This is a genomic window from Niveispirillum sp. SYP-B3756, from assembly GCF_009495745.1.
Classification (GTDB): Bacteria; Pseudomonadota; Alphaproteobacteria; order Azospirillales; family Azospirillaceae; genus Niveispirillum.
Genome location: NZ_WIDQ01000015.1, coordinates 89,403 through 105,987, shown reverse-complemented (window position 1 = coordinate 105,987; position 16,585 = coordinate 89,403). Strand labels below are relative to the sequence as shown.

The window sequence follows — 16,585 nt, the reverse complement described above, 5'->3', positions numbered from 1 at the left end:
CCCAAAAAGGTCGTCCTCATCGCTGTCGCCCGCAAACTGCTCGTCCGTCTGAATGCAAAAGCGCGCGAGGTGCTCACAAAAACACCTCTTTGCGCTTGACCTGACAGACAGTCGCTCATGCGCCGGGGCGGGCACTTCCGTGCCCTTGGCTTGGCGCCGCACGTGCGGCGGACCGGCGGTCGCCGGCCTCCAACCCGCCTAAAGGTCAACCTTTAGGCGGGTTGGTATAATAAAAAGGAGCCGCCATTTACTGGCAGCTCCTTCTCTTTGCTCTACAGCGTTTCCAGCATCTTCCTGAGGATGCCCCTGTACCCTAAAAGGGCACAGGGGATACTCCGGCGGTAGATTACGGGAACACGATGACAGCGCGACGGTTCGACGGCTCGCGCACGCCGTCGGCGGTCGGAACCAGCAGGTCCGTCTCGCCCTTGGCTTCCACGGCGATTTCTTTGGCCGTCAGACCCTGCGAGGCCAGATATTCCCGTACGGCTTCTGCACGGCGCATCGACAGCTTCTCGTTATACTCGAACGAACCAGACGTATCGGCATGGCCAGACACGACGATACGGACGATCTTACCAGCCTTGGCGTCACGGGCAACGTTCTGCAGAACCTGCTGTGCGTCGGTCGACAAGGTGGACTTGTCGAAATCGAAGAACACCGTGAAGTTACGGGTGATCGACGGTGCCGGGGGCGGCGGGGGCGGCGGCGGGGGGGGCGGCGGCGGCGGCGGGGGAGCCACCACCGTGGTCGCCACCGGCGCCGGAGCCGGGGCCGCACCGAACACGGTACGGACACCGATCAGCACGGAGTGGGACTTATAATCGGCATCAAAGGCCGGGCGCTCATTCTTGAACTTGAGCGAGTCCATGGCCAGATAACGGTAGCCGAGGGTCAGATCCAGATTGTCAGCGATCGCATAAGCGACACCGGCATTCAACTGATAGGCAAAACTGTCGGTATTGCCGTGATTATAATTGTTCGGCGCCAACAGCGGACCGACGGTGTCGGTCTTCAACCAGCCCCAACCGGCACCAGCGCCAACATAGGGACGCAGCGGGGAGCCGATATCGAACTCCTTCTGCACCACACCCATCACGGTGAAGGCCTTCAAATCGCCGATCGGGTTGCCGCTGCGGCTGGCCGGGCCCCCGGTGATCCCGCTCACTTCATGGACGGTGTAACCACCTTCCAGACCCAAACGCAGGCCCTCACCAAACTGGTATCCCAGTTCGACAACAGAGGACAAAGCATCTTTGGTGGACACTTCGTTGGTGGTGCTGGTGGACTTGAAGTCGCTGTCCTGCAGCCAGTTAACACCGATCTGGGCACCGAAATAGGGGCCCTCGACGGATTTCTGTGCAAAAGCGGCACCAGGGAGGGCCAAGGCAATAGCCGTCCCCAACAGCATGTGGCGCAGTTTCATCTCTGTATACTCCTAGAAGGCCCTTGGATTGCTGCCCTTGCACGCTTGAACCGGAGGCAGCTTGTTCTGTCTTGGGCAAAAAGATGGCGCAGCCGCCTTCTTACGGCCCAGAGCCCATAGGCTTAACAGAAAATGAAGGGGCAACTCAAGGAGGCACGGCTCTGGCTAAAGATACTAGCCCTAACGGCTAGGCCTCCCCCTCATCGTTCTTGCTTTTCATCTATGCCGCAGCGCGAAAGACATTCAGCGCGACCCGGCGGGCTTCCAGCGCATCAGCGAAGGTTTGGCCATGCATTTGTTGCACGGCAGGATGGACCGCATGGAACACGACACCGTGCTCCTCCGCCATCGCCAACCCCAGTGGCTCCTCTTCGATCTCGATGATGTAATCCTTGAGCCGCTCCATCGTGCCACCTATTTGCTCGCAGGGCCGTTTAGCGGTCCCTGCCTCCACCTGGCACGGCTTCTAGCAACGCAACCATGACGCTTGTCATCATGGTTGCGTGACATTGGGCAAAATAAAACCCTTTATCCGTCGGCGCACGCCTGCTGCAGGCGAGGAGCCAGGGCAGCAAACCGCACTTTGGCATATGGTTTAAGCGCTGGCTCAGCCAGCCTTGCCGGTATTCTTCACCGCCGCCGCCTTCTTGGCCGCTACCTTCTTGGACGGCGAGGCAGACGGGCTGGAACGGGCTGCGGGAGTAGTGGCAGCCTCGGCCACCAAGGCCCCCTGCATCGGCTTGTCGCAGCGGGGTTCCTGTACAAGACGGAAACCTGGCGCGTCCGGACGCAGGCTGGCTCGGATGACACCAATATCTGTCGTCATCGCCTTTGCGACCGCCGCCACATGGTCGGCACAGAAAACCGGATTGGTCAGCGCGATGGCGCGTTGAGAGGTCTCATTCGCCAATCGGGTACGGAACGTGTCAAAGGCCCGATTGGCATTCCCCTTAACCGTACGTTTGTAATAGGCGATAAGGTTATTTTCCCACGTCTGAATCTGCTTCTGATTCTTCAGCGTAAACATCTTGTACTGAGCGAAGAGGCTGGGCTGGCCCTTGACGCTCATTTCCTGGCAGGTAAGCCCCACAACCATCAATTCAGTATGCAACCGGATGCCCTGTTCCGCCTCAAACTCGTCCGGCGTATAGCAAGGCGACTTTGCCTGAACAGGCGCAGCGAACATCGCAAACAAGGCCGTCATCGCAACAAGACGTTTACGCAGCATGGTTTTAGGTCCAAAAGCCGTTAAAATCGGGGCTGAGCGCGGGCATCCGCACCTATTTCCGAAGAGCGACTGTGCCCCAAGCCGGGGGAGCACCGCAAGAGGCCGCTATGGGGCGCCGACCGCAATTCCGGATGATGCGGACAACGATCAACGATCCCGCACAGGGACTCGCGCGCAAAATGTCCCCAGGCGCACGCATCGGCGTTAGGGCATGAGAACATGTCACCACGCGGCAGAGGGGATTTTTTTTGCCCCCAATGTGCACTTCCTCTTTTAATTTCTGACCTTTTCGCCCATATCTGCATTATAACTCCTGGCACCCCCGTGCGCGGCACCTCCCCAACGACCCTTCGGGTTCGAATTTATTGGGCAGGCTCAACCGCCGGACACGCCGAGATTTGTGAATCCGCTTAATGACGCATGAGCCTCTCTGGCAACCGAGTGATATCTTGAACGCCGAAACCGAAGGTGATGCGGAGTCCCCGAAGCGTCGGGGTCGTATTCCGCAATCTGCTTGGCCTCGAATCCTGGAACGCCACCGGGCGGGCGTCACCCTTTCCGCAATCGCGCGGGAGTTTGACTGCACGCCCAGTGCCATTTCCTACATCGTCCGCAAGGCGGAGGCTGCTGGCCTTACTGCCGATGCGGGACCGGTGGAGGAACAGGTCTCCTTGCCGATTCCCGCTGCTGAGGAGGCAACGCCGCCGGAAGCATTACGCCCCCCACGCCGTGTGAAAACACAGGCGGAGCCTTTGGGGCAGGCTCCCGCAGCAGTGCCGCCTCCTGCCGAACCCGTGGCGGAGGCCATGCCGGTCGCCACCACCGCGCCCGTTACCGCGTCGGAGTCGGATACCGTACAGCAATCCGCACCGGACGAGCAGGCCATCCCCGCTGGCCGGGAAGGTGGCGTCGGTGAGCTGTTCCAGCATGATAGCGGTCGGCACGAGCAGCGCGAGGCCGGGCGGCGTTTTGAAAGCCGTGAAGGTCGCCCGCCGCGTGACCGGGATAATCGTGAACGCGATAACCGTGATCGTGAAGGGCGGGAACCTCGTGAGCCCCGTTTTGCTGAGAATGGCAATCGCGGCGACCGAAACGAGGGTCGTACCCCACCACAGGAAGGGCGCCGCCCTCAACAGGGCGTTCCCCGTTTCCCGCAGGGTGGTCAGCGTTTTTCCGGTCGTGATCGCCAGGAAGGAAGCCGTGATACGCGTCCCCCGCGCGATTTTGATCGCGGTCAAGAGCGTCCGCTTCCGGTTGACGCGAATATCAGCGATCAGCCAAGCGACGTGGTTTATCCCTATCGTCAGCAGCAGCGCAATCCTGCCCGCCTTGAAGCCCAGGAAACGCCGACGGTGCCGGCAGATGAGCGGATGGATATAGCGGCCAAAGCCTGTGCTGAAGCCTATCGTATGTGGAAATCTGGCGAAGGTGACGTGCAGTCTCTGGGCGATTCTATCCATGAATTGCGTAAAGTGATCGCCCGCATGGAAATTGAGGTTTCTGCCAGCCGCAAGGAAGAGCAGCGCCCGGTCCCCATTCCATCCTACCGACGGCACCAACCGCCGCCGCAGGCGCCGCGCGGCTGATGGCGAACACAAAAAGGGCCCTGGATCATGCTGATCCAGGGCCCTTTTTTCATCAGATACCAATCTGCCTTGACCACCATTTCCCAAGAGCCATGCGTCATGCTTCTTGGGATTTTTGCGCTCCTCCGTCGCCGACGTTGCATCGGCAGTTCAAGCACGAGGCTCGCAGTGGCTGCCGGAGCTGTTTCCGGTCAACCGACAGCAGCTCTAACGGGCGCGGGGTTTGCTACCTTCCGCCAATTCAGTCTTCAGTTCGCGGATGCGCTTTTCCATCGTATCGCGCAGACCGGGCGTCGGCTTCGGGCCAAGGGCGGCCAAGGCGGCTTCAAGCTGCAGCAGCGCCTTGCGTTTTTCCACATCGTTACGCTTCAGGGGCTTATTATCGCTGCGCTGTCCATCCATCGCACGCATGGTGACATTCCTTATTCTTCAAAGCTCGTCTGGAGGAAACGAAAAAGCCCCGGCCAGAGGGCACGGGGCTTTTTTCCGTCCGACCAAATGGCCATCAAGTAAACCATCTGGCACTGCCAAGTCTTCCAAGATATCACTTGGAAGGGATTGGCGTCCCCAACGGGATTCGAACCCGTGTTACCAACGTGAAAGGCTGGTGTCCTAGGCCTCTAGACGATGGGGACGTCGTCGGTGGGCGGTTAATTAGCCGGGGCAGCTGAGCAGATCAAGCAGTTTTTTTATATTTCGCGCATAACGCCCATGCTTTCTACATGGCGGAAGGCTTCACCACCTCCCAAAGGTTCAATCGCTATACCTTTCCAGCGTCCAGCCGACACGATGTTCCAGGTCGCGGATGATGTTGATGGAGGGCAACCCCTTCAACACGCGATGGATGGCTGCCAGCTGGGCCAGCACCACGGCGTGGCGCGGGCGAGCGCGCAGATATTCCACGCGGAACTTGATGGCAATCTCCAGCCCCTGCGCCAGATCCGCCTCCCGCGCGCGCAGCAGCCGTTCCTGCCCCTCCTGCTCCAGCAATTTGCGCAGGGTGGTCAACAGCAGAGCGGCGGCCATGGCCACGCCCTGTTCTTCCTCTGTAGGGATATGCGCCATGTCGGGTTCCACCCGCAGCTCCGCACCGGGGCGCTCCTTGGTTGCCCGCGTCGGCAGCACGCTCAGGCAATCATGCAGGGCGGCGTCAGCAAAGGCATTGATGGCGTTCATCACCCGCGCGCGGGCCTCCGACAGCAGCCGCTGCCATTCGGGATCGGCCCCGTCGCGCGTTTCCTCCGCCAGGCCCCGGATCATCAGGCCCGCGTCAGACAGCAGGCGGGCGCTGGTCAGCAGCCAGACCCGCCGTCCCATGGCCGCATGGCCCCCACCCTGGCGCCCGATTTCCGACAAGGTATGGGTCAGATCAGAGAAGAGTCGGGCGGGGATCAGGCGGGCCGGGTTGTCGCTGCCAGTGTTCGACATGTCCTGGGACAGCAGGCGCACCAGCCGCAGCGCCTGGAAGGGCTGGTTCAACAGCGCGATCAGGCCGAAGAAAAAATACTCCACCAGCTCGGCGCCAAGATTATGCAGGTTCAGATAGGCGGTGCGCGCCGCGATCACCGCCGCCGGGGTAAAATCCAGGATACGGGCGGGTGTCGCCACACCGGCGGCCCGCTGGATGCGGGCCATGGCGGGGGAAAGATGCGCATGAAGGCGCATCAACAGCCCGATCTCCCGCATGTCGGCCAGGGCGCGCTCCCCGCCCAGCATGGACGCCAGTTCGCCGCGCCGGCCATAGGAGCGTTCCGCTTCGCCAAGGATGGTGAGTGTCACATCCCCGGCGGTCAGCACCCCGCGGTCAACGATGGCCGGCAGATCATCCCAGCGCTGTTCATTCACCGCCTTGGCATATTCCGCATCGACCGCCAGCAGCTCCGTACGATGGGGGGAATTGGTCAGCACCCGCCACCAGGGGTTCAGCAACTGACGCGGAATGGCGGCCTTGCGCTTCTGCTCCGGTGGCGGACCATCGAACAGGTAAATCTGAATGGGCGCACAGACGGCGCGCTGAAAGGTGGAAAGACGGGGCGGCTTCAATTCCCGCAGGCGGGGCCGCAAACTGTCCAATATCTGCTCGTCGGCGACGTTACCATGCTCAACCGCGCGCGCCGTTTCCACCGCCCTTGCGACGCGCAGAAGGGCGGTTTCATCCAACCCTTCGAAATGCGCCCGCAGCCGCGACAGGGCCTGCCCGGCCTCTGCCTCGGCCGGCTTTTCCGAACGCTCACGATCCAGCGGCGCATCGGCCGACTTCATCGTCATGACCAGCCAAGTCCCCCACCCGCGCCGACCGTTCAACCGGGCGATCCGCCCGGCCTGCCCCGATCCGATTTCGGATCAAACGCCATCGGCAGCGCTTATCCCAAAGTATAGGGGCTCACGGTCATTTTGTCTGTATCGAACTGCGTCAAGACTATGACAGACGCGCGGCTGGGTTCACCTTGTGACAATGAAGTTCCGATGGCGTTTCCGTTAAAGATTGTGACCAGTCGGGGCGGCATCATCGATCAACAGCTGGACACCATCATTGCCATTCCAGCGATCAGGCCGCAGCGTACCGGCCAGATGCATGGGCATACCGCCAGACTGCAGCAAGGCTACGCCCAGATCACCATCCAAGGCACGGAAAGCAATGGATTTCAACCGGCTACCGTCATTGCCGGTCAGGATGCAGCGCACATGGTTGGCCCCCACCACATCGGCCTTCACAATACGCGCATCGGTAATGGCGAAGCGCGGTTCAGAATTCCCGGTGCCATAGGGCGCCAGTTTCTCTAGGTGGCGCATTAATTCCGTATTGGCACCGCGAACAGACAGGGCGCCATCCAGGTTCAGGCTGGGCACCAGCGGCCCCAGATCGGAAAGCTGGGCCGCGATGCGCTCGCGCAGGAAGCAGCGCAGCTCCTCCAGCTTCTCCCGTTCCACCGTGAAGCCCGCCGCCATGGCATGGCCGCCACCGGCCACCAGCAGCCCCGCCTGACGCGCTGCAATGACGGCCGACCCCAGATCAACGCCGCGCACCGACCGACCGGACGCCTTGCCCAGCATCCCGTCCAGCGCCACCACACAGGCTGGCCGGTTAAATTTTTCCTTCAGGCGGGAGGCGACAATGCCGATGACGCCTGGATGCCAGCCCTCCCCCGCCGCCAGTACCAGCTCGGGCGAACCATCCGCCGCTTCCACCTGGGCCATGGCTTCTTCCAGCACGACGGCTTCGATGGCGCGGCGTTCGGCGTTGAATTCGTGCAGCTCACGGGCCAGTTGCGCCGCCTCCGCAGGGTCTTCGGTGGACAGGATGCGGGTGCCGAGATCAGCACGGCCGACGCGACCGCCGGCATTGACGCGCGGCCCAATGATGTAGCCGGAGCAATAGGCATCCAGCGCATCCTTGACGCTGGCCACATCGGCGAGGGCGGAAATGCCAGCATTGCCGCGTTTGCCCATCACCCGCAGTCCCTGGGCCACATAGGCACGGTTCAGCCCCACCAGCGGCACCACGTCACAGACCGTACCCAGCGCCACAATATCCAGCCAGCCCATGAGGTCGGGTTCCGCCACGCCATTGGCGTAAAACCCCGTCCCCCGCAGGGCGCGGTTCACCGCGACGATCAGCAGAAAGGTCACCCCCACCGCCGCCAGGGTGGACAGCGGCCCGGCCGCCGGTTCATCCAGCCGGTTGGGGTTGACCACGGCGGTGACGTCGGGCAAACGCGGCTCTGCCTTATGGTGATCGACAACAATCACCTCCAGCCCTGCCGCCACGGCCCCGTTCAGCGGGTCGAAACTGGTGACACCACAATCCACCGTCACCACCAGCTTCACCCCCTCCCCCTTCAGCCGCAGCAGGGCCGGCAGGTTGGGGCCATAGCCTTCCTCGATCCGGTCGGGAATATAGACGCGCAAGTGCCGCCCCAGCGCGCGGAAGAAGCGGTGCAGCAAGGCAGTGGAGGTGGCACCGTCAACGTCATAATCGCCGAAGACGGCCACCTTCTCCCCATCGCGGATGGCACGGGCCAGCCGGTCGGCTGCCTTGTCCATATCCTTCAACACCGACGGATTGGGCAGGAAGGCGCGCAAGGTGGGCGACAGGAACTGTTCCGCCTCCTCCAGCCCCACCCCGCGCGCCGCCAGCAGCCTTCCCACCAGTTCGGGCAGGCCGAAGCTCTGTGACAGGGCCAGCGCCATACGGTCGTCCGTGCCACGCGCCTTCCAGCGGCGGCCGGTGATGGAGCTTTCAACACCCAGGAAGGCAGGTTCGGTCATGGCAACAATCAACAGGCTTCAGGAATGGAAAATCCCTCCCCCGCAGCAGCGGGAGAGGGATCTGCATTATACAACAAACAACAGATCAGCCGGTATCAGCGCTTGGCTTCCGGGATCATGCTGGTCTTGGTGCGGAAATTATGATGTGCCTCAACATAGCGCACCGTGCCGGACTTGGAGCGCATCACCACCGAATGGGTGATGGCCCCGCCAGCGAAGCGGCGCACGCCACCCAGCATCGGGCCGGTGGTCACGCCGGTGGCGCAGAACATCACGTCGCCCTTGGCCAGATCATGCAGCCCGTACTTCTTGTCCAGATCGGTGACGCCCCAGCGCTTGGCACGCTCCCGCTCGGCATCGTTGCGGAAAATCAGGCGGCCCTGGAACTGGCCACCGATGCAGCGCAACGCGGCAGCCGCCAGCACGCCTTCCGGCGCGCCACCGGAACCCATATACAGGTCGATACCGGCGGCCGGCTGAGCCGTGGCGATCACGCCCGACACGTCACCATCGCCGATCAGCATGATGCGGGCACCGGCTTCACGCACCTTGGCGATCAGTTCGGAATGGCGCGGACGGTCCAGGATACAGACGACGAGTTCCGACACGTCGGCGCCCTTGGCCTTGGCCAGATTCTTCAGGTTGTTCTCGACCGTCTCATCCAGATCGACCACACCCTCGGGCAGACCGCCGCCAACGGCGATCTTGTCCATATAGACGTCGGGTGCGTTCAGGAAGCCGCCGGCTTCCGCCATGGCGATAACGGCCAGGGCGTTGGGGCCGCCCTTGGCGCAGATGGTGGTGCCTTCCAGCGGGTCCAGCGCGATGTCGATCTTCGGACCATTGCCGGTGCCGACCTTCTCCCCGATATAGAGCATCGGGGCTTCGTCGCGTTCACCCTCACCGATGACGACGGTGCCTTCGATGGACAGCGCATTCAACGCCTTGCGCATGGCGTCCACGGCAGCCTGGTCGGCGGCCTTCTCATCGCCACGGCCCATCAGCAGCGACGCACTCAACGCGGCGGCCTCCGTGACGCGGACCACTTCCAGCGCCAGGTTCCGGTCCATCACCAGGGAAATATCACCCTTCGGATTGCTGCTCATTGTTGGTTCCCCTCCAGGAAAACGCCGCCGGCATTGTGCTTGTAAGGGCCGGTCGACGTCAGAAATCCTCAATACGGATCATGCGCGGCGGCTCCAGCACAGCGTCGAGCGCCCCGATGGCGGCCAAGGCGCTCTGCATCGCCGCTTCATCGGTTTCGTGCGTCGTCCACACCACGGGCACCGCCTCACCGGGCGAGCGGCCACGCTGCAGGAACGCTTCCATCGACACATGCTGGTCGCGCAAGGTGGCGGCAATATCGGCGATCACGCCCGGACGGTCCACCACCATCAAGCGGACATAATAGCGGCCCTGGCGACGGCTGATCGGAGAAGGCACCAGTGATGCCAACTGTTCCGCCGGCACACCGAAGGTGGGGGTGGAACGGCCACGGGCGATATCCACCAGATCGGCGACCACGGCGGACGCCGTGGGACCGGCACCGGCACCACGGCCGACCAGCACCACCTTGTCCACGAAATCGCCATCGGCCACCACGGCGTTGAACACGCCATCCGTGGCCCCGATCGGGCTGTTGGTGGGCACCATGCAGGGATGCACCCGCTGTTCGATGCCGGCATCCGTGCGGCGGGCAATACCTAGCAGGCGGATGCGATAGCCCAGCTCCTGGGCGTAATTGATATCCAGCGCAGAGATGTGGCGGATACCTTCCACATGCACCGAGGCGAAATCCACCTTGGTGCCAAAGGCCACCGCCGTCAGCACGGCCAGCTTGTGCGCGGCATCCACCCCATCGATATCGAAGGAAGGATCGGCCTCCGCATAGCCCAGACGCTGGGCATCGGCCAGCACATCGGCAAAGTCGCGGCCGGTCGTCCGCATCTCCGTCAGGATATAATTGCAGGTACCGTTGAGGATGCCATGCACCTCACGGATATTGTTGCCGGCCAGCCCTTCGCGCAGCCCCTTGATGGCGGGGATACCGCCGGCCACCGCCGCCTCGAACGCCAGGGTCAGGCCGGCAGACTCGGCAGCCGTGGCAAGGGCCGAACCGTGATGGGCCAGCAAGGCCTTGTTGGCCGTCACCACATGCTTGCCAGCCGCGATGGCGGCTTCGACGGCGCGCTTGGCGATCCCGTCGGAACCGCCAATCAGCTCAACAAACACGTCGATCTCGGGATCAACGGCGAGCGCTGCCGCATCCTGGTACCAGCGGACGGACGACAGGTCGACGCCACGGTCCCGCGAAGCATCGCGGGCTGACACGGCGGTCACCTGCAAAGTCCGGCCGGTGCGTTGGGTGAGCAACTCGCCATGGCTGGCCAGCAGCTTCAACACACCACCGCCGACCGTTCCAAGGCCGGCGATACCGATACGCAGGGGTTTGGCAACACTCATGCTGTGACGTCCTCAGTCAGCGGAAACGGAGACAGGGGAAACGGGGGCATTGGCTTTGCGCACCCGGTCCAGGAACAGCTTGATGCTCCGGGTGGCCTGACGGATGCGTTGGGTATTTTCCACCAGACCGAAGCGCACATGCGTATCGCCATATTCACCAAAGCCGATGCCGGGGCTGACCGCCACCTTGGCTTCCTGCATCAGCAGCTTGGCAAATTCCAGGCTACCCAGATGCTTGAACGGTTCGGGGATTTCAGCCCAGACGAACATGGAGGCATTGGGCGACACAACCGGCCAGCCAGCCTGCTGCAACCCTTCCACCAGCACATCGCGGCGCTGCTTGTACATTTCCCGGATTTCCAGCACGCAATCCTGCGGGCCATTCAAGGCGGCGGTGGCCGCCACCTGGATGGGCGTGAAGGCACCGTAATCGACATAGGATTTGAACTTGGCCAGCGCGCCGACCAGCTTCTTCGACCCCACGCCAAAACCGACACGCCAGCCCGGCATGTTGTAGGTCTTGGACAGGCTGTTGAATTCCACGGTGATGTCGCGCGCTTCCGGGATCTGCAGCACCGACGGCGGCGGGTTACCGTCGAAATAGATCTCCGCATAGGCGATATCGGACAGGATATAGATGCCGTGCTTCAGGCACAGATCGACGATGGGCCGATAGAAATCCAGCGTCACCGTCTGCCCGGTCGGGTTGGCGGGGAAGCTGACGATCAGGGCTGTCGGCTTGGGCACCGAATGTTTGATGGCACGTTCCAGTGCCGGCACAAAATCATCCAGCCCGTTACTCACCGGGATATGGCGCAGCGCCGCACCGGCCAGCATGAAACCGAACGGATGGATCGGGTAGCTGGGATTCGGCACCAGAATCACGTCACCGGGGCTGGTGATGGCCTGGGCCAGATTGGCCAGACCTTCTTTGGAGCCGATGGTGACGATGGCTTCCGTCTCCGGGTCGATATCGACATCGAAGCGGCGCTTGTAATAGGCGCTGATCGCCCTGCGCAGGCCGGGGATGCCGCGGCTCTGGCTATAGCGGTGGGTCTTGGGGTTCTGCACCGCTTCCACCAGCTTCGCCACGATATGCGGCGGGGTCGGCTGGTCGGGATTGCCCATGCCCAGATCGATGATGTCCTCCGCGGCGGCCCTAGCTCGCGCCTTCATCGCGTTCACTTCTGCGAACACATAGGGCGGAAGCCGCTTGATGCGGTGGAATTCAGCGTCGCTCATGGACCTGGCACCGGTTAGAAGAGGAAGGGGCGAAATATGTAGCGCACCGGCTTTCGCCGCCGCGACATGATTTTACAGGTTTGACCGATTTGCTGCCATGAATGGAAGGGATGGCGGCAGAAAAATCACTTTTCCTTCTTTCCGGCAGCAGCCCCGGCCGTACCGCTGGTGGACGGCAGGGCGCTGGGAACCGGCGGCGGGGCTTCCGGCAGGGTGGGGATATCCACCGTCGGCGCCTGGGGCTCGGTTCCAGTGGCGCGCAGCGCGTCCCCCACGCTGGTCCCCTGCTCCCGATCCTGGGTCAGCCGATCCATCATGGCCTGCCGCTCAATGGGGGAGGAGAACGCCTCCGGCCGGGCGGGCACGGCGGCGAGATTGGCCGTTCCATCTGCTCGTGGATCGGCGCGGCGAATCGGCCGCGACCCGGTCAGTACGCGGGTGGGGTCGCTGTCGCTGATGGCTTCCTTGGTGGCCGGCGCCGGCCCGTCATCAAAGACGATGTCGGGCAAAGGCACACGGGCGCATCCGCCTAAGCCCAAGGCGGCCGCCAGGGCCAGCCCCCCCAGCTGCAACGAAATATTCTTACGGATAGGGGATGATGGGTCGGTGAAAATCATGGCCAGATCGTGTATGAAAATGCCCGTGTCGGCAACCTTAAGCCCTATCCTGGGGCAAGAGGCAAGGAAAGCCGCATTGCCTGAACGCGCCTGCCGATAATCAGGCCAATAAATTATGTCAGGAAAGAGTTGGGGTTCTGTTCCAACCAGTTTTGAGGAAAGCGCGAATGGCCGAACCGCAAGGGTCCGAAATCAAGATCCCCGATCCCGTGGAGATGTCGCGTCACATGGCGACGATCGCGGAACAGAGCCAGCGGCTGGTGGCGGAATTCCTGAAACGGCAGGGCGAGGGCGGCAACGGCGCCCAGGATGCCATGCATATCGGCGCCGCCTTTCTGGAAATGACAGCCCGGATGATGGCCGATCCGGCCAAGCTGATGCAGGCGCAATGGTCGCTCTGGCAGGATTACATGGCGCTGTGGCAGCGCACCACCCAGCGTATGCTGGGCCAGGAGGCCGCATCGCCGGTGGCCGCCCCCGCCAAGGAGGACAAGCGGTTCAAGGACAGCGCCTGGGATGAGAACACGCTGTTCGACTATATCAAGCAATCCTACCTGCTGACCGCCCGCTGGCTGCAATCCACCGTGCGGGAGGTGGAGGGCATGGACGACAAGACGGCCAAGAAGGTGGATTTCTATACCCGCCAGTTCGTCGATGCCATGGCCCCCAGCAATTTCGTGCTGACCAACCCAGAGGTGCTGCGCAAGACGCTGGAATCGGGTGGGGAAAATCTGGTCAAGGGGCTGGAAAACCTGCTGGGCGATCTGGAACGTGGCAAGGGCCAATTGGCCATTTCCATGACCGATTATTCCAAGTTCAAGGTGGGCGAAAATATCGCCGCCACGCCGGGCAAGGTTGTTTATCAGAACGAGCTGATGCAACTCATCCAGTATGAGCCGACGACGGAGCAGCAGTTCAAACGCCCGCTGCTGATCGTGCCGCCCTGGATCAACAAATTCTATATCCTGGACCTGCGGCCCAGCAATTCGCTGGTGAAATGGCTGTGCGACCAGGGCCATACGGTCTTCATCGTCTCCTGGGTCAACCCGGATGAGAAGCTGGCCGACAAGACCTGGGAAGATTACATGAATCTCGGGCCACTCTCGGCCCTGGATGCCATCGAACAGGCCACCGGCGAGACGGAGATCAATGCCGTCGGCTATTGCATCGGCGGCACGCTGATGTCGTCCACGCTGGCCTATATGGCCGCCAAAGGCGATGAGCGGATCAAGAGCATCCTCTATCTGGTGACGTTGACCGACTTTACCGAGCCGGGGGAACTGTCTGTCTTCATCGATGAAGAACAGCTGGCCGCCCTGGAAGAGAAGATGAACAGCCAGGGCTATCTGAATGGCCAGTCCATGGCGACCACCTTCAACATGCTGCGGGCCAATGACCTGATCTGGTCCTTCGTCGTCAATAACTACCTGTTGGGCAAAGACCCCTTCCCCTTCGATCTGCTGTATTGGAATTCCGACGCCACGCGGATGCCGGCGGCGATGCACAGTTTCTATCTGCGCAACATGTATCAGCGGAACCTGCTGGTGCAGCCGGGCGGCCTGACGCTGAAGGGCGTGCCAATCGATCTCAGCCAGATCAAGGTGCCCACCTTCATGCTGTCGACGCGGGAGGATCACATCACCCCGTGGAAATCCACCTATGCCGCCACCCAGCTTTATGGCGGGCCGGTAAAGTTCGTGCTGGCGGCATCCGGCCATATTGCCGGCGTGGTCAACCCGCCGGCTGCCAACAAATATTCCCACTTCACCAATACCAAACTGCCCAAAGACCCTGAGCAGTGGATGACCAGCGCCAAGGAGGTGCCGGGCAGCTGGTGGCCGGAATATGCCAAATGGGTGCAGAAATATGCCGGGGCCAAGGTACCGGCCCGCATCCCTGGCGAGGGCAAGCTGAACGCCCTTGAGGCAGCCCCCGGTTCCTACGTCAAAACCCGGGTGGTGGAATAAAAAAGGGCGGGGGTGCCATGGCACCCCCGCCCTTCCCTTTTGATCGCGGCACCCGCACCGTTGATCAGCTGTTCAGTTCTGCATCCAGTTCCGCATCCCTGGCAGCGCGCTGCTTTTCAATCCGGCGCGCCATGAAGACGGACACCTCGTACAGCAGCAGCATGGGCACAGCGAGACCGACCTGGCTGATCACATCCGGCGGGGTCAGAACCGCTGCGGCCACGAAGACGCCGACGATGGCGTAACGGCGTTTGGACGCCAGCCCCGCCGCTGATACCAGCCCAGCGCGGGCCAGCAGGGTCAGAACAACCGGTAACTGGAAGGCCAGACCGAAGGCGAAAATCATCGCCATGATCAGCGACAGATAATCCGCCACACGGGTTTCCGCCTGCACCGCCAAGGTCGTGGCCGTCGCTTCCACTTCAAAAGAGAAAAAGAATTTCAGGGCCAGCGGCATGATGAAGAAATAAACCAGAGCCGCGCCCAGGCCGAACAGCACCGGGGTTGCCACCAGGAAGGGGGCAAAGGCGCGGCGTTCATGCTTGTACAGGCCCGGGGCGACGAACTTGTAAATCTGCGTGGCGATGATGGGGAAGGCCAGCATGGCACCGGCCCAGAAGGCCACCTTCACCTGGGTCAGGAAGAATTCCTGCGGTGCCGTGAAGATCATGCGCCGTTCATGCGCCTTCTCCCCCAGCGCCTGCACCAGCGGGTGCATCAGTAGCTGATAGATATGATCGGCAACGGTGAAGCAGAGCAGGAAGGCAACGATCAGCGCGCCCAGGCTCCACATCAGCCGGTTCCGCAGCTCGATCAAATGTTCCAGCAGCGGCATCCGGCCGGCTTCAAGTTCATCTGGCGTTTGGGGATCGGTCACGGCCGCTCACCTTGGGTCTTGGGGGCTTCCACTGGCTTATCCGCATCCGCGACGGTAACGGGCGCCGGCGCTGCCGGCTCCACGGGGGGCTGCGGCGGCGGGTCCGAAATGGGGTTCACCGGCTCCATCTGCACCGCAGTGGCGGGCGATGCCACCGGGGTGGGTTCCAGCGGGGTCACCGGGGGCGCGCCGGGCGGTGGCAGGGCGACGGCCGCCAGATCGGCATCTTCCTCCGGATCGGGGGTCACGGGTGTGGCCGGCTTGGCCGTGCCCTCCTGCGGGCCGCCCAAGGGCTCCCGCAATTTGCCATCGGGGTCGATGGCCTTCTCCAGTTCCTGGTTCAGATTGAAGCTGCGGGCCTGTTCCACCTGCTTGCGCAGTTCATCCAGTTCAGCCTGACGCACCATGTCGTCGACATTGTTCTGGAATTCGCGGGCCAGCGAGCGGGCCTTGGCAACCCACTTACCCACCGTATGCAGGGCCTTTGGCAAATCCTTGGGCCCGATGACGACAAGCGCCACAACGGCGATGACAGCGATTTCGGACCAGCCGATATCAAACATGATGGATCAAACTTCCCCGTGGCGGGTGAACGGGATGGCGGCGTGCCCCGGATCAGCTCCGTGCAGCCGGTTCGTCCTTGGTTACCGGGCTGGCGGGGGCCGTGGCAACCTTATTGTCGACAACAGCCGTGTGCGCCGACGTCGCATCCGCCCAAGTGTCAGCGACAGTGGATTTGGGATCCTTCAGTCCATCCTTGAAGCGACGAATGCCCTCACCGAAATCACCCATCACTTTAGGCAATTTGCCGGCCCCGAAAATGACGCCGACAATCACCAGAATGAGAAGGATTTCCCAAACACTCAAACTCATGACGGTTTCCTCGGGCAAGGCGCACGCAAGGCCTGCG

Annotated in this window: 15 protein-coding genes and 1 tRNA gene; 2 read left to right on the top strand and 14 right to left on the bottom strand. The window is 62.3% G+C overall.

Translation table 11 applies throughout. The features are described 5' to 3' along the window. Positions 1-346: 346 nt before the first annotated feature. The 3 genes from GE253_RS21145 to GE253_RS21135 form a co-directional block, all read right to left on the bottom strand. Positions 347-1,426: an OmpA family protein gene (locus tag GE253_RS21145; protein ID WP_153206123.1), complete on the bottom strand. Its 1,080-nt coding sequence runs from the start codon at positions 1,424-1,426 to the stop codon at positions 347-349. Between the two features lie 220 nt (positions 1,427-1,646). Beyond that, positions 1,647-1,832, bottom strand: coding sequence for a hypothetical protein (locus GE253_RS21140; protein WP_153206122.1), 186 nt, complete (start codon positions 1,830-1,832; stop codon positions 1,647-1,649). Positions 1,833-2,033: 201 nt separating this feature from the next. Then, positions 2,034-2,654: a hypothetical protein gene (locus GE253_RS21135; protein WP_153206121.1), complete on the bottom strand. Its 621-nt coding sequence runs from the start codon at positions 2,652-2,654 to the stop codon at positions 2,034-2,036. Positions 2,655-3,103: 449 nt separating this feature from the next. Between GE253_RS21135 and GE253_RS21130 the strand changes: the two genes are divergently transcribed. After that, positions 3,104-4,240, top strand: coding sequence for a hypothetical protein (locus tag GE253_RS21130; RefSeq protein WP_173012762.1), 1,137 nt, complete (start codon positions 3,104-3,106; stop codon positions 4,238-4,240). 207 nt (positions 4,241-4,447) lie between these two features. On the opposite strand, the gene GE253_RS21125 is transcribed toward GE253_RS21130, so the two are convergent. The 8 genes from GE253_RS21125 to GE253_RS21090 form a co-directional block, all read right to left on the bottom strand. Then, positions 4,448-4,651 (bottom strand): hypothetical protein, encoded by a 204-nt coding sequence (locus GE253_RS21125; protein ID WP_153206119.1) that lies wholly within the window; start codon positions 4,649-4,651, stop codon positions 4,448-4,450. Positions 4,652-4,799: 148 nt separating this feature from the next. Then, positions 4,800-4,875: transfer RNA gene (locus GE253_RS21120), tRNA-Glu, on the bottom strand. A 118-nt stretch (positions 4,876-4,993) separates the two neighbouring features. Next, positions 4,994-6,508, bottom strand: a complete 1,515-nt coding sequence (locus GE253_RS21115) for a hypothetical protein (RefSeq protein ID WP_153206118.1) — start codon at positions 6,506-6,508, stop codon at positions 4,994-4,996. A 210-nt stretch (positions 6,509-6,718) separates the two neighbouring features. Then, entirely contained in the window at positions 6,719-8,509 is a 1,791-nt protein-coding gene (gene recJ, locus GE253_RS21110; protein WP_153206117.1) for a single-stranded-DNA-specific exonuclease RecJ, read from the bottom strand. 95 nt (positions 8,510-8,604) lie between these two features. After that, positions 8,605-9,579 (bottom strand): class II fructose-bisphosphatase, encoded by a 975-nt coding sequence (glpX, locus tag GE253_RS21105; RefSeq protein WP_153206134.1) that lies wholly within the window; start codon positions 9,577-9,579, stop codon positions 8,605-8,607. 94 nt (positions 9,580-9,673) lie between these two features. Then, positions 9,674-10,972, bottom strand: a complete 1,299-nt coding sequence (locus tag GE253_RS21100) for a homoserine dehydrogenase (RefSeq protein ID WP_153206116.1) — start codon at positions 10,970-10,972, stop codon at positions 9,674-9,676. Positions 10,973-10,984: 12 nt separating this feature from the next. Further along, positions 10,985-12,214: an LL-diaminopimelate aminotransferase gene (locus GE253_RS21095; protein WP_153206115.1), complete on the bottom strand. Its 1,230-nt coding sequence runs from the start codon at positions 12,212-12,214 to the stop codon at positions 10,985-10,987. 125 nt (positions 12,215-12,339) lie between these two features. Beyond that, complete coding sequence (locus GE253_RS21090) at positions 12,340-12,729, bottom strand: hypothetical protein (RefSeq protein ID WP_153206114.1); 390 nt, start codon at positions 12,727-12,729, stop codon at positions 12,340-12,342. 269 nt (positions 12,730-12,998) lie between these two features. On the opposite strand from GE253_RS21090, the gene phaC reads away from it, so the two are divergent. Then, the gene (gene phaC, locus GE253_RS21085) at positions 12,999-14,798 is read left to right on the top strand and encodes a class I poly(R)-hydroxyalkanoic acid synthase (protein WP_153206113.1); all 1,800 of its coding nucleotides are present in this window, start codon (positions 12,999-13,001) and stop codon (positions 14,796-14,798) included. Positions 14,799-14,862: 64 nt separating this feature from the next. On the opposite strand, the gene tatC is transcribed toward phaC, so the two are convergent. Genes tatC through GE253_RS21070 form a run of 3 tightly spaced genes read right to left on the bottom strand, consistent with a single transcriptional unit; the run spans position 14,863 to position 16,548 of the window. After that, the gene (gene tatC, locus GE253_RS21080; protein ID WP_348770923.1) at positions 14,863-15,675 is read right to left on the bottom strand and encodes a twin-arginine translocase subunit TatC; all 813 of its coding nucleotides are present in this window, start codon (positions 15,673-15,675) and stop codon (positions 14,863-14,865) included. Next, positions 15,672-16,238 (bottom strand): Sec-independent protein translocase protein TatB, encoded by a 567-nt coding sequence (tatB, locus tag GE253_RS21075; RefSeq protein WP_153206112.1) that lies wholly within the window; start codon positions 16,236-16,238, stop codon positions 15,672-15,674. The genes tatC and tatB overlap by 4 nt, the downstream gene beginning before the upstream one ends. A 52-nt stretch (positions 16,239-16,290) precedes the next feature. Continuing rightward, entirely contained in the window at positions 16,291-16,548 is a 258-nt protein-coding gene (locus tag GE253_RS21070; protein ID WP_153206132.1) for a twin-arginine translocase TatA/TatE family subunit, read from the bottom strand. Positions 16,549-16,585: the final 37 nt, after the last annotated feature.